General features: G+C 50.5%; 22 protein-coding genes. 12 read left to right on the top strand and 10 right to left on the bottom strand.

Annotated features, from left to right (window positions below; translation table 11 throughout):
* Window positions 1-1,025 precede the first annotated feature (1,025 nt).
* The 6 genes from NG346_RS02015 (at window position 1,026) to NG346_RS02040 (ending at window position 5,425) form a co-directional block, all read left to right on the top strand.
* Window positions 1,026-1,763 carry a (Fe-S)-binding protein gene (locus NG346_RS02015; protein ID WP_262288209.1) on the top strand — a complete coding sequence of 246 codons (738 nt, stop codon included), beginning with the start codon at window positions 1,026-1,028 and terminating at the stop codon, window positions 1,761-1,763.
* A gap of 5 nt (window positions 1,764-1,768) precedes the next feature.
* Window positions 1,769-3,148 carry a lactate utilization protein B gene (locus tag NG346_RS02020; protein WP_262288210.1) on the top strand — a complete coding sequence of 460 codons (1,380 nt, stop codon included), beginning with the start codon at window positions 1,769-1,771 and terminating at the stop codon, window positions 3,146-3,148.
* Window positions 3,149-3,229: 81 nt separating this feature from the next.
* On the top strand, window positions 3,230-3,814 hold the full coding sequence (locus NG346_RS02025; protein WP_262288211.1) for a LutC/YkgG family protein: 585 nt from the start codon (window positions 3,230-3,232) through the stop codon (window positions 3,812-3,814).
* Between the two features lie 145 nt (window positions 3,815-3,959).
* Window positions 3,960-4,643 carry a hypothetical protein gene (locus NG346_RS02030; RefSeq protein WP_262288212.1) on the top strand — a complete coding sequence of 228 codons (684 nt, stop codon included), beginning with the start codon at window positions 3,960-3,962 and terminating at the stop codon, window positions 4,641-4,643.
* Window positions 4,644-4,741: 98 nt separating this feature from the next.
* Window positions 4,742-4,996: a hypothetical protein gene (locus NG346_RS02035; RefSeq protein ID WP_262280705.1), complete on the top strand. Its 255-nt coding sequence runs from the start codon at window positions 4,742-4,744 to the stop codon at window positions 4,994-4,996.
* Between the two features lie 12 nt (window positions 4,997-5,008).
* On the top strand, window positions 5,009-5,425 hold the full coding sequence (locus NG346_RS02040) for a PIN domain-containing protein (protein ID WP_262288213.1): 417 nt from the start codon (window positions 5,009-5,011) through the stop codon (window positions 5,423-5,425).
* 36 nt (window positions 5,426-5,461) lie between these two features.
* On the opposite strand, the gene NG346_RS02045 is transcribed toward NG346_RS02040, so the two are convergent.
* Genes NG346_RS02045 through NG346_RS02055 form a run of 3 tightly spaced genes read right to left on the bottom strand, consistent with a single transcriptional unit; the run spans window position 5,462 to window position 7,916 of the window.
* Entirely contained in the window at window positions 5,462-6,580 is a 1,119-nt protein-coding gene (locus NG346_RS02045) for a DegT/DnrJ/EryC1/StrS family aminotransferase (RefSeq protein WP_262288214.1), read from the bottom strand.
* On the bottom strand, window positions 6,580-7,518 hold the full coding sequence (locus tag NG346_RS02050) for a GNAT family N-acetyltransferase (RefSeq protein ID WP_262288215.1): 939 nt from the start codon (window positions 7,516-7,518) through the stop codon (window positions 6,580-6,582). The genes NG346_RS02045 and NG346_RS02050 overlap by 1 nt, the downstream gene beginning before the upstream one ends.
* Window positions 7,506-7,916: a sugar 3,4-ketoisomerase gene (locus tag NG346_RS02055; RefSeq protein WP_262288216.1), complete on the bottom strand. Its 411-nt coding sequence runs from the start codon at window positions 7,914-7,916 to the stop codon at window positions 7,506-7,508. Before NG346_RS02055 ends, NG346_RS02050 begins: the two co-directional genes overlap by 13 nt.
* 86 nt (window positions 7,917-8,002) lie before the next feature.
* On the opposite strand from NG346_RS02055, the gene NG346_RS02060 reads away from it, so the two are divergent.
* Window positions 8,003-9,034 (top strand): hypothetical protein, encoded by a 1,032-nt coding sequence (locus tag NG346_RS02060; protein ID WP_262288217.1) that lies wholly within the window; start codon window positions 8,003-8,005, stop codon window positions 9,032-9,034.
* 131 nt (window positions 9,035-9,165) lie between these two features.
* Here NG346_RS02060 and purT read toward each other — a convergent pair whose 3' ends face one another.
* The 6 genes from purT to NG346_RS02090 all read right to left on the bottom strand — a co-directional run bounded on the left by purT (window position 9,166) and on the right by NG346_RS02090 (window position 14,576).
* Window positions 9,166-10,347 (bottom strand): formate-dependent phosphoribosylglycinamide formyltransferase, encoded by a 1,182-nt coding sequence (gene purT / locus NG346_RS02065; RefSeq protein WP_262280698.1) that lies wholly within the window; start codon window positions 10,345-10,347, stop codon window positions 9,166-9,168.
* Between the two features lie 133 nt (window positions 10,348-10,480).
* Complete coding sequence (locus tag NG346_RS02070; RefSeq protein ID WP_262288218.1) at window positions 10,481-10,813, bottom strand: RNA polymerase subunit sigma; 333 nt, start codon at window positions 10,811-10,813, stop codon at window positions 10,481-10,483.
* A complete protein-coding gene (rfbB, locus tag NG346_RS02075; protein ID WP_262280697.1) occupies window positions 10,797-11,963 on the bottom strand; it encodes a dTDP-glucose 4,6-dehydratase in 1,167 nt (388 codons plus the stop codon). The genes NG346_RS02070 and rfbB overlap by 17 nt, the downstream gene beginning before the upstream one ends.
* Before the next feature lie 81 nt (window positions 11,964-12,044).
* Window positions 12,045-12,542, bottom strand: coding sequence for a metallophosphoesterase family protein (locus NG346_RS02080; RefSeq protein ID WP_262288219.1), 498 nt, complete (start codon window positions 12,540-12,542; stop codon window positions 12,045-12,047).
* A 12-nt stretch (window positions 12,543-12,554) separates the two neighbouring features.
* Window positions 12,555-13,211 (bottom strand): cytidylate kinase-like family protein, encoded by a 657-nt coding sequence (locus NG346_RS02085; protein WP_262288220.1) that lies wholly within the window; start codon window positions 13,209-13,211, stop codon window positions 12,555-12,557.
* Window positions 13,212-13,226: 15 nt separating this feature from the next.
* Entirely contained in the window at window positions 13,227-14,576 is a 1,350-nt protein-coding gene (locus tag NG346_RS02090; RefSeq protein ID WP_262280694.1) for an MATE family efflux transporter, read from the bottom strand.
* Between the two features lie 83 nt (window positions 14,577-14,659).
* On the opposite strand from NG346_RS02090, the gene NG346_RS02095 reads away from it, so the two are divergent.
* The 5 genes from NG346_RS02095 to trmB all read left to right on the top strand — a co-directional run bounded on the left by NG346_RS02095 (window position 14,660) and on the right by trmB (window position 19,747).
* Entirely contained in the window at window positions 14,660-16,069 is a 1,410-nt protein-coding gene (locus NG346_RS02095) for a S8 family serine peptidase (protein ID WP_262288221.1), read from the top strand.
* Complete coding sequence (gene xseA / locus NG346_RS02100) at window positions 16,066-17,409, top strand: exodeoxyribonuclease VII large subunit (RefSeq protein WP_262288222.1); 1,344 nt, start codon at window positions 16,066-16,068, stop codon at window positions 17,407-17,409. Before NG346_RS02095 ends, xseA begins: the two co-directional genes overlap by 4 nt.
* The gene (xseB, locus tag NG346_RS02105; RefSeq protein ID WP_154532383.1) at window positions 17,396-17,602 is read left to right on the top strand and encodes an exodeoxyribonuclease VII small subunit; all 207 of its coding nucleotides are present in this window, start codon (window positions 17,396-17,398) and stop codon (window positions 17,600-17,602) included. The genes xseA and xseB overlap by 14 nt, the downstream gene beginning before the upstream one ends.
* A 105-nt stretch (window positions 17,603-17,707) precedes the next feature.
* Complete coding sequence (locus tag NG346_RS02110) at window positions 17,708-18,724, top strand: branched-chain amino acid aminotransferase (protein WP_154532385.1); 1,017 nt, start codon at window positions 17,708-17,710, stop codon at window positions 18,722-18,724.
* A 252-nt stretch (window positions 18,725-18,976) separates the two neighbouring features.
* On the top strand, window positions 18,977-19,747 hold the full coding sequence (trmB, locus tag NG346_RS02115; protein ID WP_262288223.1) for a tRNA (guanosine(46)-N7)-methyltransferase TrmB: 771 nt from the start codon (window positions 18,977-18,979) through the stop codon (window positions 19,745-19,747).
* A gap of 474 nt (window positions 19,748-20,221) precedes the next feature.
* On the opposite strand, the gene porE is transcribed toward trmB, so the two are convergent.
* Window positions 20,222-22,282 (bottom strand): PorE family type IX secretion system protein, encoded by a 2,061-nt coding sequence (porE, locus tag NG346_RS02120; RefSeq protein ID WP_262288224.1) that lies wholly within the window; start codon window positions 22,280-22,282, stop codon window positions 20,222-20,224.
* Window positions 22,283-22,333: the final 51 nt, after the last annotated feature.

A 22,333-nucleotide genomic window follows, 5' to 3' on the forward strand; every position in this document is an offset into this window, starting at 1 on the left:
CTTTTCTTGTTCCATGACCGCAAAGGTAAGCAAAAAAAATAGTTTTAGCACGCTATCATATCAAGTTCTTTGGTTAGGCAGCGGCATCCGTCCGCCACGGACAATCCCCCTTGGGCCATAATAAGGACGTTTTTCTTGTTATAGGTAGATAAGACAGAGTAACAGAAGAACTAAACAGACAGAGTAACAGAGGCGACATAATAAGGACGTTTTTCTTGTTATAGGTAGATAAGACAGAGTAACAGAAGAACTAAACAGACAGAGTAACAGAGGAGACATAATAAGGACGTTTTTCTTGTTATAGGTAGATAAGACAAAGTAACAGAAGAACTAAACAGACAGAGTAACAGAGAAACATAATAATAAGGAGAGAGATAAGCGCTTTATTGGGTAGGGATAGCGATGTTATAGACAAAAGACGGATATGTTGAACAAACTGACATTTTAGAGGCCTTATTTTGGCGTTCTTTGCCAACAAGGTGTGGGGCTCGCTGAATTTTCGCGTTTTCAAAGGCTTTTGTTAAGTTGTTGGATAACAGATAGATACAGAGACATGAGATTTCTGATGTCTACAAAACACATGAGAAGAACGACTAAAGCCACTGAAATGATCGACAAACTTCACTGAAAGATCGACAAACTTCACCGAAATGACCGGCAAAAATCACCGAAATGACCGACAGAAACAACTGAGATGATGGAAAGATGCCTCTGTTTTGCCTTTCTTATCCCGTTTTTCTCTCATTCACATCTTTGTGACGTCTCTAGAATGGAGCTGCGGACTGACAAGCTTTTGTCTGTTCTTTTCACAAGTCAGAGAAGATTCATCAGTACGGATGTCGACATGCCACGAGCCTCCAGTACGCCTTCCTGCGGGAATATCCACTGCGCCATTAAAAACTATTTTGACGGAAGCCGACATTCGCGGAAGAGTAACCTGCGAAAATAATATGGTTAAAGTTGTGCAAAGCAATGGTAAGTTAGGAAAATTATATTAATTTTGTAGGGTTAGAATTAAGTGAGAAATGAAAATAGGATTGTTTATACCCTGCTATGTAGACGCTCTGTACCCTGAGGTAGGAAAGGCTACATATAAGCTATTGTGCCATCTCGGACTGGACGTGACTTATCCCGAGCGTCAGACCTGTTGCGGTCAGCCGATGGCTAACGCCGGTTTTGAGCCGATGGCCAAGCACCTTGCCAACAGTTTCGAGGAGATGTTTTCAGGCTTCGACTATGTGGTTGCTCCGTCAGCTTCCTGCGCTGCTTTTGTGCGCGTCAACTATCCACGCTTGTTGCCGCAAGACCATCAATGCGTCACGCCGAAGAACACCGTGGACATCGTGGAGTTTCTGCACGACATCGTGAAGGTGAAGAGCTTGCCCGGCAGCTTCCCTCATGTGGTCAGCGTGCACAACAGTTGCCACGGTGTACGCGAGTTGGGACTGTCGTCACCGTCAGAACGTAACATCCCGAAATATAACAAGATCATCGATCTGCTGCAACTCAAAGACGGCATCACCATCAAAGAGCCGGAGCGCGTAGACGAGTGCTGCGGCTTCGGCGGTATGTTCTCAGTGGAGGAACCCGACGTGTCGGTGCGCATGGGTGAGAACAAGATCGAGCGCCACATGGCCACAGGTGCCGAGTATATCACCGGTCCCGACTCTTCCTGCCTGATGCACATGGAAGGCATCGCACGGCGGGAGAAGAAGCCAATCAAGTTTATCCATGTCGCACAAATATTAGCTAACGGTATCTAAGCATTATGAGTACTATACATTCAGAACGAGCACACGAAATATTGAAGCAACGCGACAAGGTCGATCACCACGACGCTACTTTCTGGCAGTTGCGACAAGGCCGCGACAAGATGGCAAAGGGGCTGCCGGAATGGGAAAGCCTGCGCGACCACGCCTCAGCCATCAAACGCCACACGCTCACCCATCTGGCCGACTATCTGGAGCAGTTCAGCAGTCAGCTCGAAAGTCGTGGCGTCATCGTCCATTGGGCCAAAGACGCCAACGAACTCAACGAGATGGTCTATGGCATTCTCGAATCACATAAGGTGACGAAAATGGTGAAGTCGAAGTCGATGCTCACCGAAGAGTGCGGACTCAACGCTTATCTCGAACAGCGCGGCATCGACGTGGTGGAAACCGACCTCGGCGAACGTATCCTGCAACTGATGCACCGTGCTCCGGCACATATCGTGGTACCGGCCATGCACATCACCAAAGAGGAGGTGGCCGAGACTTTTGAGGCTAAAGGCATTTCCAAAGACAAAGGAAATACCGATCCGACCTATCTGACCTACTGCGCCCGCAAGAGTCTGCGCCATGAGTTTATGGAAGCTGGTGCCGGCCTGACCGGCTGCAACTTTGGCGTGGCAAAGACGGGAGACATCGTCGTCTGCACCAATGAGGGCAATGCCGACATGACGACGTCTATGCCAAAGCTGCATATCGTGACGATGGGTATTGAAAAACTCGTACCCGACTATGAGAGCCTGGCTGTATTCCAACGTTTGCTCTGCCGCAGCGCCACAGGACAGCCGACCACCGGCTTCACGTCGCACTTCCGTCAGGCACGTCCCGGTGCTGAGATGCACGTGGTGCTTCTTGACAACTGGCGCAGCGACGCACTGGCCAATCCCGAGCATTGGGAGACGCTGAAATGCATCCGTTGCGGTGCCTGCATGAACACGTGTCCTGTCTACCGCCGCTCTACCGGTGCAAGCTACACCTATTTCATTCCGGGTCCAATCGGTGTTGACTTGGGTATGCTGGCTAATGCACGTCAATATAGCGATAATGTATCGGCCTGCTCGCTCTGCCTGAGCTGCGACAATGTGTGCCCGGCAGAAGTGAAGCCCGGCTCACAAATCTATCTCTGGCGCCAGAGTCTTGACGGCATTGACAAGGCTGATCACTTGAAGAAGTTCATGTCGGAAGGCATGGAACTGCTCTTCGATCATCCAACGCTCTACACTGACGCGCTTAAGTTGTCGCCACTGGCTAACCTCGTGCCGGAGATGCTCACCCACTACAGCCACCTCAATCCATGGGGACTGGGACACGCTAAGCCTAAGTTTGCCAACCAGTCGTTCCACAGCTGGTGGAAAGAGCAACAGAAAAAGAAGAAATAGCCAACGACGTCAAGCGATTAGTAATAATCGACAACGATGTCAAACGACTCGGAATAACAGTTATCAAAGTAACGACAAGCAATGAGAAAAGAAGAATTGCTCCAGAAACTACGCGCCAACACCAAGGTGCAATACGATATGCCTGCCATGGACGATCTCCACGGCATCACCTATGCTGACCCTTATCAGCAGTTCGCCGAGATGACAAAAACAGTAGGTGGCCGCATTGTGGAGGCTCGAAAGACCGATGATCTCAATCAGATCATCCGCAACCTCTACCCTGATGCTAAGGTCTTCGCAAGCAACCTGCCTTACATCTCCATCGCCCAGCGCAATCCCGACACCGTGGCAGAGGCTCAGGATCTCAACGGCACCGACGTGGGTGTCGTTGAAGGACAACTCGGTGTGGCCGAGAACGCTTGCATCTGGGTGCCACAGACGATGAAGGAGAAAGCAGTCTGCTTCATCTCGGAATATCTCGTCATCATCCTCGACAAGCAAAACATCGTCAACAACATGCACGAGGCTTACCGTCGCATCGAGATGGATCCGCGATACAACTTCGGTACGTTTATCAGCGGACCGTCCAAGACTGCCGACATTGAGCAGGCTCTCGTCATGGGCGCACAGGCTGCCCGTGGCGTCACCGTGCTGGTACTGAGCTAAGTGAATACAGAGCAGGAAGAGCTTTCTTCCTGCTCTCTTTTAACCAAATACAATAGAAATGAACGTTGCCCCCTTACTCTCTACTTTAGGGATTCTGCTTAGTTCTCCAGTTCTGTCCCTCCACGCTGCAACCGAGAACTGCCAAATGGTCGAGCAGACCACAAAGGCAGACAGCCTCAATGCCGACTCTGCTGTGAGCGCATTCCGGTCGCAAGAGGAGATGATTGTCAGCAAATGGCAACGACAAAGTAAGCTTCATCTCACAAATTTTATTGCTACGGCTGTCGAAGGATCGCTACGAGGCATGATGGCACAATGGTTGCCAGACGAGAAGACGAAGATTGTAGCACTATATAATAAGGTGTGCGGTGCTCAGCTCTCTGCCACTGCCATGAAAGCAATTATCTCCAAAGACGTCAACGCCATGCTTAGGGAGCTCAATGCTCACCGTAAATCTTTCGCCGTAGCGCATCCACAACAAGCCACAAAAACGGGATTAAACCGCCGTGCAGGTGGGTTTACTTATCCTATCGTGCGTCAGAAAGTGGACTGCCCACTCGCCGACTTGCAAAAGATGCAAGCCTTGCAGCGCGAAATAGATTGGACAGCGTTGGGACTGACGGCTGAGCAAGTGGTACCGAAAGGCTGTGGTCAGCAACTATTGAAAGGCATTGATTTGATAAAAGACGACCAGCACGCTTCAAAGGATCTAAACCGAGTTGCTCCACTCGTCAACCGCATAGCAAAGCAGATGACTTGGTACATCAGCAAATCAGTTTATGCCACAGTAGACCATAGCTACGCAGTCATCAGAAAAAAAATACAGTAAATGCGAAATTGCAGGGCACAGATCTTTTTATGCCAAATTATATTTGTAATTCCAATCTTATTTCTTAATTTTGCAATGAACTAATAAACATGCGGCTTATGACAACATTTGCATTGAACAATCTGTGGAACTATCTTCAGGGGTTGTCACTCTCTCAGAGCGATAAAGAATGGTTGGCCAACAAGTTGGTCATGCCAAACAAGACAACCGATACTACCGATGCCGAGAAGCGCAAAGCTCAGTTTCTGAAGTTGGCTGGTTCTTGGTCTGACACAGAGGAAGGCGAGGAATACTACCAAATGATGAAAAGACGTAATGAAGAACGTCCCAACAATAGATCTTGTAATCTTTAATAAGAACTCTATATGAATGGCTATATTCTAGACACAGATACATGGATAGAATTCTTCCATCACAGAGGCGGTGTAGCCGATCACATAGCTGACACTCCTGCAAACAAAATCTTTGCCTCAGAAATTTCGATTGCAGAATTAACTTACGGAGCATTACACAGCAAAGATGTACAACGCCATCTCCAAGAAGTCACAGAGATCGAAAATACATTTTCTGTACTTGCCCTAAAAGAATGGGTTCGTGACTATGCTGATATACGCCTTGCGCTAACTAAGCAAGGATTTGTTGTTGGTGATTTTGACATACTAATAGGAGTTACAGCTCGACAATACGATCTTACTGTCGTCACGCACAATACCAAGCATTTTGAAAAAATGCCTGGCTTCCATTGCGTTGATTGGGTCGACACAAGCAATTCAAGCAAATAATCTTTGTCTGTCACCGTTTAGAAAAACCAAAGTTTGTTATTCCTTAAATCTATTGATGGTCTCCACCACATAGCGGATTTCCTCATCCGTCATCATCTGATTGCACGGAATGCTTAGTTCTTCACGATGAATACGTTCCGTAATGGGCAATGAGAGTGTATGCCATTCCGGATAGCAGCCCTGCCGATGTGGCGGAATGGGATAATGTATCATCGTACCGATACCTTTTTGTTTCAGATATTCTTGCAACTCATTACGACACACACTGAGCACGGGGAAGATATGGAAGACATGATTCACATCTCCACGTAGCCAAGCCTCAGCGCCGGGAAGCGTGACCATTGGATTTGAAATATGCTGGGCATAATAAGTGGCAATCTGCTTACGTCGCTGATTGTCAGCATCCAAGTAGCACAACTTCACGGAGAGCACAGCAGCCTGTATCTCGTCCATGCGACTGTTGCGGCCTTTATAGGGGAAGACATACTTGCGCGAAGAACCGTAATTGCCCAAAGCACGGCAGAGATCAGCCAGAGAAGCATCGTCTGTGGTAATAGCCCCTGCGTCGCCCAAGGCTCCAAGATTCTTGCCAGGATAGAAGCTATGAGCAGCAGCATCCCCCAAAGAGCCCGTACGGCGACCGCCATACATACAGCCATGAGCCTGCGCATTGTCCTCGATGAGTAGCAGATGACGACGATGACAGAAGTCGGCAACTTGCTGCGTCATGGCACAACGGCCATAGAGATGCACCAGCAATACGGCACGCGTGCGGTCACTAAGATGAGTCTCAAGCTGACTGTCATCAAGTTCAAGCGTGTCGAGCCGTGGCTCCACGAGCACAGGCTTCAAGCCATTCTCCGTGACGGAGAGGATAGAAGCAATATAGGTATTGGCCGGCACGATGACTTCATCGCCATCCCGTAACTTACCTAATTCTTTATAAGCACGAAAGATAAGCGTCAGCGCATCGAGTCCATTGCCGCAGCCCACACAACACTGTGTACCAATAAACCGGGCATAATCATTCTCGAATCGTCGCGTTGCCTCACCTTGGAGATACCAGCCGCTCTCGATGACCTTTTTTACAGCCGTCTCTATATCTTCTCGATGCTGCTCTGTGACCCGCTGAAGGGAAAGGTAAGGAATTTCCATTATAACAACCAATGATAGGTATCGTAACAGACGCCCCGACCTCCAAAGCCTTCCTTGTGGGCTATGAGTCCTTCATTGATGACACTGCCGTTCTCTTCCGTGGAACTGCCAAAGTCCAAATAAGGATAGTCTGGATAATCGTGGTACATCAACTGATTATAAATGGCTTCCATAGCTCCATACTCCTTACCCACATGATTGGTACTGCTGTACTGCCCATGCACCACTTGTTGAGTCAGATAGACGGTCAACCCACCTATTATCTCATGATCTTTGTAGGCATTGTACTGTATGATACGGTCCGGAAAACGTGACTTCAAAAGTTCTATCTCTGACAACGTGTGCACAGGCTTGGCATGGAACCTCTCCGCCAGATTATCATCCAATATTTTCCAAAACGCTTCCAAACTACCATCTTTGACCACCGTAACCCCATTGTCAAGCGCTTTGCGGAGCAACCTACGATGGTCTTTACGCCATCTTTGATGCCGCTGCATAAAGATAGTAGTACCAATATTTCTTGAATATAGCTGGGCATGACATTTCCAAAAGATAGCGTAAAGGTCTTCTTCAGAAGGATGAAGATGGTAAATCCAGGGTATCGGCTTGTAATACACCTCCCGGATCCCCGCAGCTTTGAGGTATCTGTTTAACTCATCAAACAGTTGGCACGTCTCGGTGATGGTAACATTATAATCCATGATGAGTCCCCCGTAAGTCAGTCCAAAATGGGAATAAAGGATATTGTCTTTGATATGTGCCGGCAACAACGCATAGAGACGTGGTCCTTTATAGAACATAAGGGAATAATCAGCAAAACGGTCGCGGTGGTAGTCCATGTAATCCCGATAAAAGAGGAAAGTGGCATTCCTGGCTTTTGAGACATATTGATCCCATTGCTTCTTGTCAAGATCAGAATATCTTCTTATTTCGAACATGAGATGAATTTTAGAAAGGAAGAATAATCACGAATGTAGTCGCTCTCGTCGAAAGAATCCTCGGCCAGAACAAGGCAGACAGCACCAGAAGAGAAATTCTCCAGAGTGCGCCAGATACCCTTGTCGACGAGCAAACCTTCATAAGGCTTGGTCAGCAGATATTGCCTCTTCTCATGCCCGTTGTCCAACGTGACGGTGAAGGCACCACTGACCGAGACAAGGAGTTCACGACAATGGATATGGGCATGTCCACCCCGTCCTGCATCCGTGGGAATGTCGTAAGTCCAATACACACGACTAACCTGGAAGGGAATGTCCTTGCATTGTTCCACCACAGTGAGGTTGCCGCGTGGGTCTACTATCTTTTTCAGAGAAATGATTTTTCCTAACTGATCCATGTATTGATAACGACAGCCCCACGGTTTTATTTTGGCCTAAGGGGAATTATTAAACAATAAACACTAAGCCATGGCGTTACAGAGAAATGGAACAGAGACATTCATCAGACCTGAATTCTGACAAGCCAACACTTCGCCATGCCACAATACCTTCGATGAAGCGAAGGATGAAAGGCAAGGATTACCATGAACGGACTATCTATATGATTACACTCGTCGTCGCCGGCAGGCGGAAGTTGTTTGGAGAGATAGAGGGGGATATTCGTTCGTGTTACGGCGAGGCCAGCTATCCGCATATCGTCCTCTCGACGTTAGGGGAGGCGGTGAAGGAGCAGATAACGGGATTACCCAGGTACTACCCACAATTAACGGTTAGTGGGTATCAGATCATGCCCGACCATCTTCATCTCATTCTCTTCGTGCATGAGACGCTTCCCTGCCACCTTGGAATGGTAATACGGGGATTTGTGCAAGGTTGCAACAAAGCCTACCGCCGCATCGTTCCACAGAAGGCAGTGACAGCCCCGGCAACGGAAAAGCGTGACCGGCGTGGTGACGGTATTCTCTTTGAACATGGCTACAACGACAAAGTACTCCTTCACCAGGGACAGCTGAAGACATGGATACACTATCTTGCCGACAACCCCCGGCGTCTGATGGTAAAACGCTCCTACCCTGACTACTTCCGCGTTCAGCGGAATATTCAGGAGAAAGGGGTCACCTTTTCAGCTATCGGGAACCTTTTCCTCCTTCGCAAACCGTTGCTGCAGGTACAGTGTTCACGCCGTCTCTCCGAGACGGAGATTCAGGCTGTGACAGTGCGCGCCTTGACGGAATGTGCCGCAGGGGCGGTGATGGTGTCTCCCTGCATCTCCCCCGGGGAGAAAGCCGTGATGCGCACAGTCTTTGAGAAAGGCTATCCGGAGATCGTCCTGCTGGAAAACGGCTTCACGGCTCTTGCCAAGCCTAGCGGAGCTCGCTTCGATGCCTGCGCCCGAGGCCAGCTGCTGCTGTTAGCACCCTGGGAACATCATACTGACAAAAGGGTCATCACCCGCCTACAATGCACCATGCTCAACAACATGGCTGCTGCCCTCTGCAACGGAGAAAGGCTATGAGCCACAACTCTTCGCCTTAAAAAGGCGAAGCACAGAACGAGGCGCACCCCTTTACGAGGGGAAAACCTGAACGAGGGGGCGTCCTGTGCTTCGCCTTTTCAAGGCGAAGGCGTAGATGGCATGCCAAAAAGCTACTTCTTCATATACGGATCGGTGCCAAGAACGGTCTTTGCCAGGCGCTTGGTCTTGTCACGGAGGGCATCCATGTCACAGCCAACCTTGTCGTAGCAGACAACGACGCCCATGCGACGGCCAACATGTGCCACAGGCTTGCCGAAGATGCGCACACGGGCATGATCCTCACGGCACACATCTTCCAGGTTGTAGTCCAACGGCTTGTCGCTGTCTACGGGAGAAAGCACCACAGCCGAGGCACCACTGTGCTCAAGATGGATAGCCGGGATATCCAGTCCCATCACAGCACGGAAATGAAGTTCAAACTCGCTGAGGTTGGTGCAGTGACTCAGTGTCACCATGCCCGTATCATGCGGACGGGGACTCAGCTCCGAGAAGATCACCTCGCCCTGTTTGGTGAGGAAAAACTCCACACCCCAGATGCCGTAACCCGTGAGTGCCTTTGTCACCTCGGCAGCGATATGTTGTGCCTGCTTCAAGGCCTCATCACTGATAGCGTAGGGCATCCAGCTCTCGCGATAGTCACCGCCTTTCTGTACGTGACCAATAGGCGGGCAGAAGATAGTAGGCCCGTGTTTCTGTGTAACAGTGAGCAAAGTAAACTCCGACTGGAAGTCAATGAACTCCTCAATGATCACTTCCTTCACATCTCCACGTCCTTCCTCCATGGCATCACGGAAAGCCTCTTTCAGCTCATCGTCGTTGTGGACATAGCTCTGTCCGTGACCTGACGAGGACATCAGCGGCTTGACAACACAAGGGAAGCCAATCTCGTCTGCGGCACGCTTGAACTCATCGAAGGTCTTGGCATAGAAATACTTGGCCGTGCGCAGTCCCAGCTCCTTCGCGGCTAAGTCGCGGATAGCCCGACGGTTCATCGTATAGTTGACCGCGCGAGCCGACGGCACCACCTGTATGCCCTCCTTCTCGAAATCGAAAAGACGCTCCGTACGGATAGCCTCAATCTCCGGTACGATGAGATCGGGATGATGTTTCTCCACCACAGCCGTGAGCGCATCACCGTCGAGCATGGAGAACACCTCACGCTCATCGGCTACCTGCATGGCCGGCGCATTGTCGTACTTGTCGCAAGCGATAACATACTGCCCTGCACGCTTGGCAGCAATGGTGAACTCCTTGCCCAGCTCACCGGAACCCAACAACAATATCTTTTTCATAATTACGAATGTTGAACGATCGATTACGAATGTTGAATGACCAAAACTAAATGGCCAATATTAAATGACCAATACTAAATAACCAATATTTAATGGTCTAAGAAGAGAGATCTGTGTCGAATGCTAAGGCTGATCATAGACGCATAGCCTCAGCACGCTTTTTCACCAACTCGGGCAACTTGCGCCACATCATCTGCCACTCTGGAGAGATGGCGATGCGACGCAGGTCTGTGTCAATGATATGCTGCATCTGCTCAACGCTGATATGATGCTTAGCGGCCAACTGCTCCACACTTTGCGGGGCTTGATTTCTCAATCCGAAATAGCTCTCGACGATATCTTTGTCAAGAGCACCAAGCATTGTGAGCAGTACATCCATGTTGGCTCTGTCACCATCCGCGATGAGCAGAGCCGAAGAGCGCATCAGTCGCAGAAAAGCAGCTAAGCGATTAGAGAGTGCGTCCATGACGCTCCTTTCCGTACATGATATCGTAGTATTTCTGGTAGTCACCCGAAGTGACCTCCTCGATCCATTTCTGATTTTCGAGATTCCATTTGATCGTCTTGACAATACCGTCGGCAAACTTCGTCTCAGGATACCATCCCAGTTCGGTCTTAATCTTTGTCGGATCGATGGCGTAACGCGCGTCATGACCGAGACGGTCAGCGACATGCTCGATGAGCGAGTCGTTGATCCAGCTGATATCAATGTCACCATTGGCATCCTTGACCTGCTTCTTCAACACTTGGCGCAGGTTCTTGTCGGCAGCCATCATGTCGTGAATCGTCTTGATGGTAAGCTTCACGATGTCGATGTTCTTCATCTCGTTGTGCCCTCCGACATTATAAACCTCACCGGCTCTGCCCTCACGCACAACCAGATCAATAGCCTTGCAGTGGTCTTCGACGTAAAGCCAGTCACGCACATTGAGTCCCTCGCCATAGACAGGCAGTTTCTTGCCATGCAGAATATTGTTGATGATCAACGGAATGAGCTTCTCGGGGAAATGGTACGGACCATAGTTGTTGGAGCAACGTGTGATGCTCACCGGCATGTGGTAGGTATCGCGATAAGCCTGTACAAAGAAGTCGGCACTCGCCTTACTGGCAGAGTAAGGGCTATGCGGGCACAGTGGCGTGGTCTCCGTGAAATAGCCAGTCTGGCCCAATGCTCCATAGACCTCGTCGGTGGAAACCTGGTGATAACGCTTGCCGGGCTTCCAAGTGGGATAGCCTTGTGCATCCTTACCCGTCACCCATGCACGCCGTGCAGCATCCATCAAATTCTGTGTACCGAGAATGTTCACGCTCAGGAAAAGCTGGGGATCCTCTATCGAACGGTCGACATGGCTCTCAGCTGCAAAGTTAACAACATAATCAATATCGTTCTCAGCAAACAGTTTATCCGCCAACTCACGGTCGCGGATGTCACCCTTGACAAAGAAGCAACGTTCATTGTCTATGTCGTCCTTGATGGTACCAAGGTTTCCGGCATAGGTCAATGCGTCGAGGATAATCACCTTGATGTCATCGTTCACATACTTTTTGTGGAGCAGATACTTGATGAAGTTTGAGCCGATGAATCCAGCGGCTCCTGTCACAAGATAAGTTTTCATATGATGCTTATTAAAATATTGTCTATTCTTTGAATGCTACACCTTATTATATATATGTTACACCTTATTATATAAGAGGGTCTATCGTGTGCCCAACTTCACGACTTCGCAATCACGGAAATCGTTCCCGTCAATCGTCAGTCTGACGATGGTCCGTTCCAGTTGCCATCCCGACATTCCTGCGGCACCAGGATTGATGTGAAGGAGGTCAAGTTTCTTATCAGGCATGATTCTCAGTATATGAGAGTGACCGTCAACGAAGAGCTTTGGTGGATTGCGTCTAATCATGTCTCTCACCGAGGGATCGTAATGACCGGGATAACCGCCAATATGCTTCATCAGCACATCGACCTCCTCACATTTAAATCGCAGGATCTCGGGATAGCGGGCACGAACATCCACATCATCAATGTTTCCATAGACTGCCCGAAAGCGCGGGCGCAAATCCTCGAAAGCGTTGGCCAGCGACAGGCTGCCGATGTCACCTGCATGCCAGATCTCATCACAATCTGCCATATAGGTGACATACTTCTCGTCCCAAAAGCCATGTGTATCACTGATGATCGCTATTCTCTTCATAGATTGTCTGTGTCAAGGTTTTATTTCAGAGTGAATCTCATGTTGCTGCAAGTCAAAGCGCTTACGGATGAACTGAGTGATGAAGTCCAATGTTCCTTCCAGTCCCAGCACGCTGGAGTTGATACACAAGTCGTAGCTTTCCGCTGCTCCCCACGTCTTGCCAGTATAGTAATTGTAATAGGATGCGCGCTCCTCCTCATGCTTGTGGATATATTTCCGTCCGTTTGCCCTGTCGAGACCATGCCGTTTGCAGACCCGCTGCAGCCGCTGGTCGATATTGGCGGAGATGAAAATGCTCACCGTGTTTTTCATATCCCGAAGCACATAGTCGGCAGTGCGTCCTACGAAAACACAACTGCTTTCTTGGGCAGCCTTGCGGATGGCATCGCTTTGAAACTGATAGAGGCTTTCCTGCGAGAACTCATTTTTGTAATAAGGACTCTCGCCAAAGAGTGAACCGTGGATATGAAAGAGAGAACGAAGGAAACCTTTGTGCTCATCGTTCTGCTCGAAGAACTTCTCACAGAATCCACTTTCCTTGGCAGCCAAGTTGAGAAGTTCCTTGTCGTAAAACTTACAGCCGAACTGTTCTGCCAACTGCCGGGCGATGATCCGGCCACCGGAACCTATCTGCCGGCCAATGTTAATGATTATCTTCTTGTCCTCCATGTCGAGTCAGTTGTTTTACATATTAGATTTTCTGACAAACCAAATCATGGTCACACCCGCCATCACTGCCGCAATAAAGTCCGAAGCCGGTAAGGCATACCAAACACCGTCAATTCCGAAGAACAGCGGTAATACCAGCAGCAAAGGCAAGAGAAAGATCAGTTGTCGGGAAAGAGAAAGGAATATGCTTAGTTGTACTTTTCCTATACATTGGAAGAATGTCGTGATCACCATTTGCGCTCCCACGACAGGGAATACCAGCATGTTCAGCCGGATGGCCTTCACTGACATCTTGATCAACTGCGGATCGCTCGTGAACAAACGTGCCACAGCATGCGGCAGAAACATTGCTACCAGCCAGCCCACCGTCATGATACACACGCCAGCCATAATGGAGATGTCTACTACACGACGCAGACGGTCGAACTGCTGACTGCCATAGTTATAGCCTGCTATTGGCTGCATGCCCTGATTCAGTCCCATGACAAACATCATGAACACCATGCTCAACGCATTGGCGATGCCATAGGAGCCGACGGACAGGTCTCCGCCATAGCGCACAAGCTGATTATTCATGAAGATGACAATGACGCAGGCAGTGGCATTCATCAAGAAAGGCGAAACGCCAATACTGAGAATCAGCTTCACCAGACTTCCCTTCAAACGATAGATGCCCCGCTTGAGATGGAGCAACTGACGTTTGTCGGCAAAGAACTTCATCTGCCACGTCAGCGCGATGCTTTGGGCGACAACAGTTCCCAAGGCTGCTCCCCGTATGCCCCAACGCCACCAATAGATGAAGATGAAGTCAAAAACAATATTCAAGCCTACTGACATGATGGTCGCCATCATGGCTTTGCGTGGCTTGCTCGCCGCACGCAACACGGAATTCATACCGAAATACATGTGTGAGACAACGTTGCCCAACAAGATGATCTGCATGAAAGCACGCGCATACGGGAGTGTATGGTCGCTTGCGCCAAAGAAGCGAAGAATGGGATCGAGGAAGATAAGGCTGACCACGGAGAAGGCTACACCTATAATAAGGTTGAGTGTCACCGTGTTGCCAAGAAGCTGTTCTGCCGTCTGATAATCACGTTGTCCAAGCTTCACCGATATAGAAGTAGACGAACCGACACCTACTGCTGCACCGAAAGCGGCGCCAAGGTTCATAAAGGGAAAGGTGATGGCAAGACCGGAGATAGCCATCGGACCCACCACCTGACCGATAAACACACGGTCGATGATGTTGTAGAGCGAAGCTGCCGTCATTGCCACCATTGCCGGCAAAGCATACTGCAACAACAAATGCCCTACGGGCTTAGTGCCCAAGGCCAAGGTCTCTTTCTTATTATCTGCTTCCATATATTTGCAAAAGTACGAAAAATATTTGGAGTTTTGCCTTTTTCCACGTACTTTTGCAATTCTAAACAATAGTTTTTTAGTTTATGCGCAACGTCGTAGCCATCATTGTCTTCTTTTTACTGCAAAACCTCGGTGCTTTTGCGGCAAAGGGGCGCATTGCATATCCTGGTGGCAAATTCTATATCTACCGTCTCTCTTTAACTGACAAGAAAGGTTCGCCCGGCACGCTTGACCATCCCGAGAAGTATCTTTCCCAAAAGGCTCTTCTCCGCCGTGAGCGCCAACACATATCCGTCGACTCGCTCGACCTGCCCCTGTCGGCTGTCTATCTCAACGGGCTCAGAAACGAAGGCGCACAAGTCATCGGCGGCAGCAAATGGAACAACACTGTACTCGTCCGCACCAAGGACACCACTATCATGGCCCGTCTGCGCGCCCTACCCTATGTCAAGAGTTCCATTCGTGTATTCAAGGCTCCCGACTCCACGACCGTGATGCTTCCCGACGACATCGACAAAGATGCGCTCGGGAAAAAGCCTTCCGGCGACTTCTATGGCCGCGGAGCTATCCAGCTCGACATGCTCAACGGCCGCAAGATCCATCAGGCTGGCTTTCGGGGCAAGGGCATGCTCATCGCAGTCATCGACGGCGGATATATGAATGCCGACAAACTCGCACGCCATTATCACTTCAACATCGTCGGGCAGCACGACTGTGTGTGGCCTTACGACGACAACGTATACCATCTGCTGAGCCACGGCACAATGGTGCTCTCCACCATGGCTTCCAATGTCGACAGTGTATTCATCGGCACGGCTCCCGACGCATCTTACTTGCTGCTGCGCAGTGAGGACGGACGCAGCGAGCAGCTCGTGGAGGAAGACTACTGGGCGCAGGCAGCGGAATACGCTGATTCCGTGGGTGCCGACATCATCAACTCATCGCTGGGCTACACCATCTTTGACGACGAAAACACAAGCATCCGCTATCGCGACCAGGACGGAAAGACGCAACTCATCTCCCGCACTGCTTCCACACTGGCCGGCCGGGGCATGGTGCTCGTGTGCAGCGCGGGCAACGAGGGCATGAAGTTCTGGAAGCGCATCGGCTGTCCCGCCGACGCTTTTGACATTCTCTCCGTGGCAGCACTCTCCGACGACAGTGTCAACGCGCTCTTCTCCTCACTCGGACCTTCTATCGACGGACGCGTGAAACCCGACGTGGCGGCTCTTGGCGTGGGAGCTACAGTAGTCAGCGGAGCCGGAAAGATCATCCATGCCAACGGCACATCGTTTGCCTCGCCCATCCTCTGCGGCATGGTGGCGTGTCTGTGGCAAGCCATGCCCGACAAGACCGCCTACGAGATTATCGATATGGTCAAGAAAGCCGGCAACCGCTACAGCCATCCCGACAACATCTTCGGCTACGGCATTCCGGACTTTAACCAGATCTTGGAAAGCCAACGCACAACCATACCCATGCCCCGACAATGAAAGCCTTAACCCTATACGAACTCAACAATCTCGTCAGAGGTGTCATCGCGGCTACGCTCGACAGACCTTATTGGGTCGAAGCCGAAGTGTCTGAGGCACGTGAAGTGCGTGGCCACTGTTACATGGAACTGGTGCAGAAAGACGAGTTATCTGCCACACCGGTGGCACGCGCCTCGGCGAAATGCTGGCACAGTGTATGGATGAGACTCAAACCGCGCTTTGAGCAGGTCACAGGGCAAACGCTCCATGCTGGCATGAAAGTGCTGTTGCTGGTCACAGCCAATTTCCACGAGGCTTACGGTTTCTCATGGATTGTTCAGGACATCGACCCCACTTACACGATGGGCGACATGGCCCGTAAGCGACAAGAAATCATCCGACAGCTCAAGGAGGAAGGAGTCTTCGACCTGCAACGGCAGTTGCAGCTCCCTCTTTTCGCCCAACACATCGCTGTCATCTCGAGTGAACAGGCTGCCGGATACGGTGATTTCTGCAATCAACTCGACAACAACGACTATGGTTTCTACTTTTCCTACACGCTCTTCCCAGCCATCATGCAGGGTGAGCAAGTCGAGAGCAGTGTCATCCATGCACTGAATGACATCTTTGACCGGGCCGACGATTTCGATGCCGTAGTGCTCATCCGTGGTGGTGGCGCCACTGCCGACATGAGCGGCTTCGACACGCTGGCACTCGCCGAAAACGTGGCCAACTTCCCCCTGCCCATCATCACGGGCATCGGACACGAGCGCGACGAGAGCATCCTCGACATGATCTCGTTCCAACGAGTGAAGACACCGACAGCAGCAGCAGCCTTTCTCATCGACCACTTAGCGGCGGCCGACAGCCACTTGCAAATGCTCGGGCAACGCACCGTGACGTATGTCAACACGCGTATGCAGCAAGAGCACCACCGTCTCGACCACCTCACCCATCGCATCCCAATGCTGTTTTCCCTTGTCAAAACCCGTCAGGGGGCGGTCATCGACCGGTTGGAACAGCAGATGCTTTCGCTCATGCGGCAACAGATCTCTCAGGCCCGCTACCGTCTGGAGTTGCTACAAGGGCGCACACAGCCTGCCATTACGCAGAAACTCAACACAGAAAAGCACCGGCTCGAACAATACAATCTGAGGCTGAAAGCCGTGGATCCGCAGATCATCCTGCAACGCGGTTATAGCCTGACAACTCTTCATGGCAAAGCCATCCGCGATGCCTCCACCCTCAAAGAGGGCGACACCGTCGAGACACGCTTCGCCAAAGGCTCTGTTACCTCTATCGTGAAATCACATCAAAACACATCCGTAAAACCATCACACATCGATCATGAAAGCAATTAAATATGAGGATGCCATCCGACAACTGGAAGACATCGTAGAAAAACTGGAAAACAACGAGTTGGACATCGACGAGATGCCTGAGGCCTTGAAGCGCGCGCAACAGTTGCTCAAGCTCTGCCGCGACCGGCTCACCAAGACCGACGCTGAGATACAAAAGATACAAGAGGAAGCGAAAGATGCACCTAATGCATAATTTTTCGCGATCTGTTCAAAAAACAAGATTAGAAAGTTGCAGATTACAACTATTATGTGTAATTTTGCAGCAGATTATAAGAAAGCAATTTAAAACGTATTGTGTATGAAAGATTTAGATTGGGGTAATCTGTCATTTGGTTACATGAAGACAGACTACAATGTTCGTTGTTACTATCGTGATGGTAAGTGGGGCGAGATAGAGGTCTGCTCCGACGAATTCCTGAAGCTTCACATGGCCGCCACCTGCCTCCACTATGGTCAGGAGGCTTTCGAGGGCCTGAAAGCTTATCGCTGCCCCGACGGCAAGGTACGCATCTTCCGCGTCAAGGATAACGCTGAGCGCTTGCAGAGCACCTGCGAGGGTATCGTCATGCCAAAGGTGCCGACAGAACTGTTTGAAGAGATGGTCAAGAAGGTCGTACGCCTCAATCAAGAATATATCCCCACCTATGAGAGCGGTGCCACGCTCTATATCCGTCCGCTGCTCATCGGTACGAGCGCACAGGTGGGCGTGCATCCCTCCAAGGAGTATCTGTTCATGATCTTCGTCACACCGGTGGGTCCTTACTTCAAGGGCGGCTTCGTCTGCAACAAATACGCAATCGTCCGCGACTACGACCGTGCCGCTCCTTTAGGCACAGGCCGTTACAAAGTCGGTGGCAACTACGCCGCTTCCCTGCGTGCCCACATGTACGCTGCCGGCAAAGGCTATGGCAGTGAGTTTTATCTCGACGCCAAGGAGAAGAAATACGTCGACGAGTGCGGCGCCGCCAACTTCTTTGGTATCAAGAACGGCACCTACATCACACCGAAGAGCACGTCCATCCTGCCATCTATCACCAACAAGAGTCTGATGCAGATTGCTGAGGATCTGGGCTTAAAGGTTGAGCGTCGCCCGGTTCCCGAGGAAGAGTTGCCTACCTTTGAGGAAGCCGGAGCCTGCGGTACAGCAGCCGTGATCTCACCGATCTCTGAGCTCGACGACCTCGACACAGGCAAGAAATATGTCTTCGGCGACAAGCCGGGCCCCTGGTCTACCAAGCTCTACAACACGCTGCGCGGTATTCAGTACGGCACCGTAGAGGACAAGCACGGCTGGACTACCGTTGTCATCGAGTAAGTAAGGAAGTCTACACCTCTTTTCTTTATATATAATAGCCGGAGCCTTCGGGGGTCCGGCTATTTTTATTACATCATAATAAAAGAAATTAAATAGAATAGAGTAAGATTTCGTCTACTCTGTTGCTATGCCATTCATTTGATTCACCCTACTTCAAAATAAGGTTGGCTGCAATCGGGAACACAAAGAAAAAAGTGTTTTTCTTTGATATTCCACTCGTTTACACTACCTTTGCACTACAAAAAGAAATATATGGGAAAAGGTAAGTTAGCCAAGTTTGCAGAGATGAAGACGATGAGCAACGTCTTCGAGTATCCATTCTCCGTCATCGACAATGTGCCCTTCGACATGAAAGGTCATTGGCGGGAGCAGTATTTCCACAACGACAATCCCATCGTGCTGGAGCTGGGCTGCGGCAAGGGAGAGTATACCGTGGGATTGGGAAAACTCTTCCCCGACGTCAACTTCATCGGTGTGGACATCAAGGGCGCACGCATGTGGACGGGTGCCAAACTGGCTTTGGAGGACGGGATGACCAATGTGGCTTTCCTGCGCACGAGCATTGAGATCATCGACCGCTTCTTTGCAGAGGATGAGGTGCAGGAGATTTGGCTGACATTCTCTGACCCTCAGATGAAAAATCCACGCAAGCGACTCACCTCCACCTATTTCATGGAACGCTACCGCCGCTTTCTCGTCGACGGTGGACTGGTGCATCTGAAGACCGACTCCAACTTTCTCTTCACCTACACGCGGCTGATGGTGGAGAAAAACCAACTGCCCGTGGAAATGTGCACAGAGGATCTCTACCACGCTACACCCGCTGCGCTCGTGGGCACGCCACTGCTCACCATACAGACTTACTATGAGAAGATGTGGATGGAACGAGGACTGAACATCCGTTACCTGCGCTTCCATCTGCCCCAACAAGGCGCACTCGTGGAGCCCGAAGTGGAGATTCCACTCGACGAATACCGCAGCTACCACAGAAGTAAACGCAGCAGCAAGGAGACTGCACGATAAAACGCGATGAGGGCACTATCACTTTTCTAAACAAAAAGCTGTCGACTTGAACTTGCATTCTAGAAAGGTAAAAACACTGAAAAAAGGAGTTAACCCACTAAAAAACTACTCTTTCACGCACAAACCAGTGAGATGACCGCATCAAACTTATTGTTTCTGCCTTTCAAATCACTGATTTCATCAAGTCAGAACGGTGGTTTTACACGAAATTCTCTAGAGAATTTTGGGTAAAACCATATGTTTTATAAAATACGAAAAGTTGATTCTCTATAACTTACTATACATCAACAAGTTATAAAAAGCGCTCATTTTGCTCAAAATTGAGCCGAAGGGCACCTTGATTTCAAAGAATCGATTCTCAGAGCCCGATAATTGTCAGTTTACAAGACAAAACCTTCAACCTACATTTCAATTGAAACTTTGTCCCTCCTTCACGATTCCGACATAACAGCAGAATGATTTTTCACTCATATACTACTGCAGGTCGAAGTACACGCCACCGTCGTCCTGCTTGTCCTCAGTCTTTTTGGGCTTAGGCGTCTCCTTGAGTTTCCCGTTCTTGTCGAAGAGATCATAAGTCGTACGGAGTACGGAGAACTCGGTACGACGGTTGAGCTGGTTGCATATCTCCTCTTTTTTCTTGTCCTTTAGTGCTTTGATGAAATCTTCCGTGAGCACGTCGCCCTCTTTCAACCACTGATATTTCTCAGTCAATTTCTTCTTGATCTTCTTTGGGCGCTCCTTGCCATAGCCCACCGGCGTGAGTCGGTCTGCAGCGATGCCATGGGCGATGAGATAGGCCACCACGGCTTCCGCACGTCGCTGCGACAGACGTTTATTGTACTCCGCAGAACCCTTGTAGTCACAGTGGGCACTGAGCTCGATGGTCACATGGGGATTTTCGTTGAGCAGAGCCACCAGTTTATCAAGAGCCGTCTTGGACGAGTCGCGCAGCGTAGCCTTGTCGAAATCGTAAAAGATGTTGTCGATGAGTGTCGGCGCAGAGATGTTTGCCAAGGCGAACTGCAAGGTTGTGTCTCGGCTTTCCTTTGGATTGACCAGTGCCTTGACTTGTTCCTGATGGTTGAGATAGCCTTTGCAAGTGGCAAGAAAGAGATAGCTGACACCGGGATCCAACACCTTGGTGAACGATCCGTCGCTGTGCACACTCATCTTCTCATTGGTCCCATCATCGCCAATGATATAGACTTGGGCGGCAGGAAGCTCATAGCCGTCCATCTCGTAGACCCACCCCTTGACCGTCTGCATGATCTCCGGGTTGACAAACGAGTAGATATGATCCCAGCCACGTGCGTCGCCACGGTTGCTGGAGAAGAATCCACGGTTGTAAGGACCCTCGAAGGTCATGCCGAAGTCATCGCCTTGGGAATTGAGCGGATAGCCGGGATGGGATAGATGATAACGTCCGTCCTTGCCCACCTTGGCGATGAAGATGTCAAGACCGCCAAGACCGGGATGACCATTGCTGGAGAAATAAAGGTCGCCATTGGGACGGAATGTCGGGAAAGCCTCGTCGCCAGGGGTGTTGACAGGCTCGCCGAGGTTCTCCACGCCACCGTATCCTGCCGGTGTGATGCGTACGCGCCAAATGTCGAGACCGCCTTTTCCTCCCGGCATGTCACTCGCAAAATAGAGCCATTCGCCGTCGGGCGAGATAGCCGGATGGGCATAACTCGACAGCGTGTCGCCAGTGAGCTTCACCTCTGCGGCCTTGCCCCAAGCCGCGTCGGAACGACTTGACTTCACGATCTGAGCATAGCGGGGATAAGAAGGATCTGTGACGCACTGCGTGAGAAACATCTCACGGCCATCAGCAGAAAAGCAACAGGCACCCTCATCATAGGCTGTGTTTACGCCGCCGCTGACATCCTCAGGCTTCGACCACTTGCCTTTGTCGTCCTTCTGAGAAAAGAAGAGATCACCAGGCTTGGTGCCTGTGATGCCGCTGAGCTCATCGCCCTGGGCCTCGTTGCGGGTGGAGGTGAAGTAGAGCTGGTCATACTTGTCGCCAAAGAGCATGGGACAGTAGTCGGCCCGGCGGGAGTTGAACACCTCCATGCGCTTGACCGTATAGCGGCTACCCAGCTGTTTGATGTCGGGAGCCTTGCGGGCTGCAAAGAGTCCGTCACGCGCCAGCTTGTCGTGGGGCAGTGAGTCCAGCACGAGCTGAAACTGCTCTTCGGCTTCCCGGTAATTGCCATTTTTCATCAGCGTCTGTGCAAAGGCCAGGCGGTCCACCGTATCAGCCTGCTGATAGCGTATGGCATTGCGCCATGCCGCCAGTGCCCGTGCCGACTGCAGGCTCTTGTCGTAGCACATCGCCATCTTGCGCGCTATCTGTCCGCGCTTGGCCCGCTCCTTGGCAGGAGTCTTTTGATAGGCTTGCCGAAACTCGTTGGCTGCATCGTAGTATTCGCCAAGAGCCAGATATTTCTCGCCCCGACGGAGATTGAGGTCAGCACCACAGGAGGTGACCAACCATAATATCATAAAAAACAAGAGTGTCTTCTTCATTACCTTAGTAACGGAGAAGACACTCATATATTGTTCCAAAGAGTGTCAAAC

Source organism: Hallella absiana, from assembly GCF_025457485.1.
Classification (GTDB): domain Bacteria; phylum Bacteroidota; class Bacteroidia; order Bacteroidales; family Bacteroidaceae; genus Prevotella; species Prevotella absiana.

Bases quoted from the DNA above. Each gene is read 5' to 3' on its own strand.
- NG346_RS02050 (WP_262288215.1), bottom strand. From the start codon at position 7,518: ATGTTCGAAATAAGAAGATATTCTGATCTTGACAAGAAGCAATGGGAT.
- rfbB (WP_262280697.1), bottom strand. From the start codon at position 11,963: ATGAAAACTTATCTTGTGACAGGAGCCGCTGGATTCATCGGCTCAAAC.
- NG346_RS02020 (WP_262288210.1), top strand. From the start codon at position 1,769: ATGAGTACTATACATTCAGAACGAGCACACGAAATATTGAAGCAACGC.
- NG346_RS02090 (WP_262280694.1), bottom strand. From the start codon at position 14,576: ATGGAAGCAGATAATAAGAAAGAGACCTTGGCCTTGGGCACTAAGCCC.
- NG346_RS02055 (WP_262288216.1), bottom strand. From the start codon at position 7,916: ATGGATCAGTTAGGAAAAATCATTTCTCTGAAAAAGATAGTAGACCCA.
- NG346_RS02095 (WP_262288221.1), top strand. From the start codon at position 14,660: ATGCGCAACGTCGTAGCCATCATTGTCTTCTTTTTACTGCAAAACCTC.
- NG346_RS02070 (WP_262288218.1), bottom strand. From the start codon at position 10,813: ATGGACGCACTCTCTAATCGCTTAGCTGCTTTTCTGCGACTGATGCGC.
- xseB (WP_154532383.1), top strand. From the start codon at position 17,396: ATGAAAGCAATTAAATATGAGGATGCCATCCGACAACTGGAAGACATC.
- NG346_RS02060 (WP_262288217.1), top strand. From the start codon at position 8,003: ATGGAACAGAGACATTCATCAGACCTGAATTCTGACAAGCCAACACTT.
- NG346_RS02030 (WP_262288212.1), top strand. From the start codon at position 3,960: ATGGTCGAGCAGACCACAAAGGCAGACAGCCTCAATGCCGACTCTGCT.
- xseA (WP_262288222.1), top strand. From the start codon at position 16,066: ATGAAAGCCTTAACCCTATACGAACTCAACAATCTCGTCAGAGGTGTC.
- porE (WP_262288224.1), bottom strand. From the start codon at position 22,282: ATGAAGAAGACACTCTTGTTTTTTATGATATTATGGTTGGTCACCTCC.
- NG346_RS02025 (WP_262288211.1), top strand. From the start codon at position 3,230: ATGAGAAAAGAAGAATTGCTCCAGAAACTACGCGCCAACACCAAGGTG.
- NG346_RS02035 (WP_262280705.1), top strand. From the start codon at position 4,742: ATGACAACATTTGCATTGAACAATCTGTGGAACTATCTTCAGGGGTTG.
- NG346_RS02085 (WP_262288220.1), bottom strand. From the start codon at position 13,211: ATGGAGGACAAGAAGATAATCATTAACATTGGCCGGCAGATAGGTTCC.
- purT (WP_262280698.1), bottom strand. From the start codon at position 10,347: ATGAAAAAGATATTGTTGTTGGGTTCCGGTGAGCTGGGCAAGGAGTTC.
- NG346_RS02080 (WP_262288219.1), bottom strand. From the start codon at position 12,542: ATGAAGAGAATAGCGATCATCAGTGATACACATGGCTTTTGGGACGAG.
- NG346_RS02045 (WP_262288214.1), bottom strand. From the start codon at position 6,580: ATGGAAATTCCTTACCTTTCCCTTCAGCGGGTCACAGAGCAGCATCGA.
- NG346_RS02040 (WP_262288213.1), top strand. From the start codon at position 5,009: ATGAATGGCTATATTCTAGACACAGATACATGGATAGAATTCTTCCAT.
- trmB (WP_262288223.1), top strand. From the start codon at position 18,977: ATGGGAAAAGGTAAGTTAGCCAAGTTTGCAGAGATGAAGACGATGAGC.
- NG346_RS02110 (WP_154532385.1), top strand. From the start codon at position 17,708: ATGAAAGATTTAGATTGGGGTAATCTGTCATTTGGTTACATGAAGACA.
- NG346_RS02015 (WP_262288209.1), top strand. From the start codon at position 1,026: ATGAAAATAGGATTGTTTATACCCTGCTATGTAGACGCTCTGTACCCT.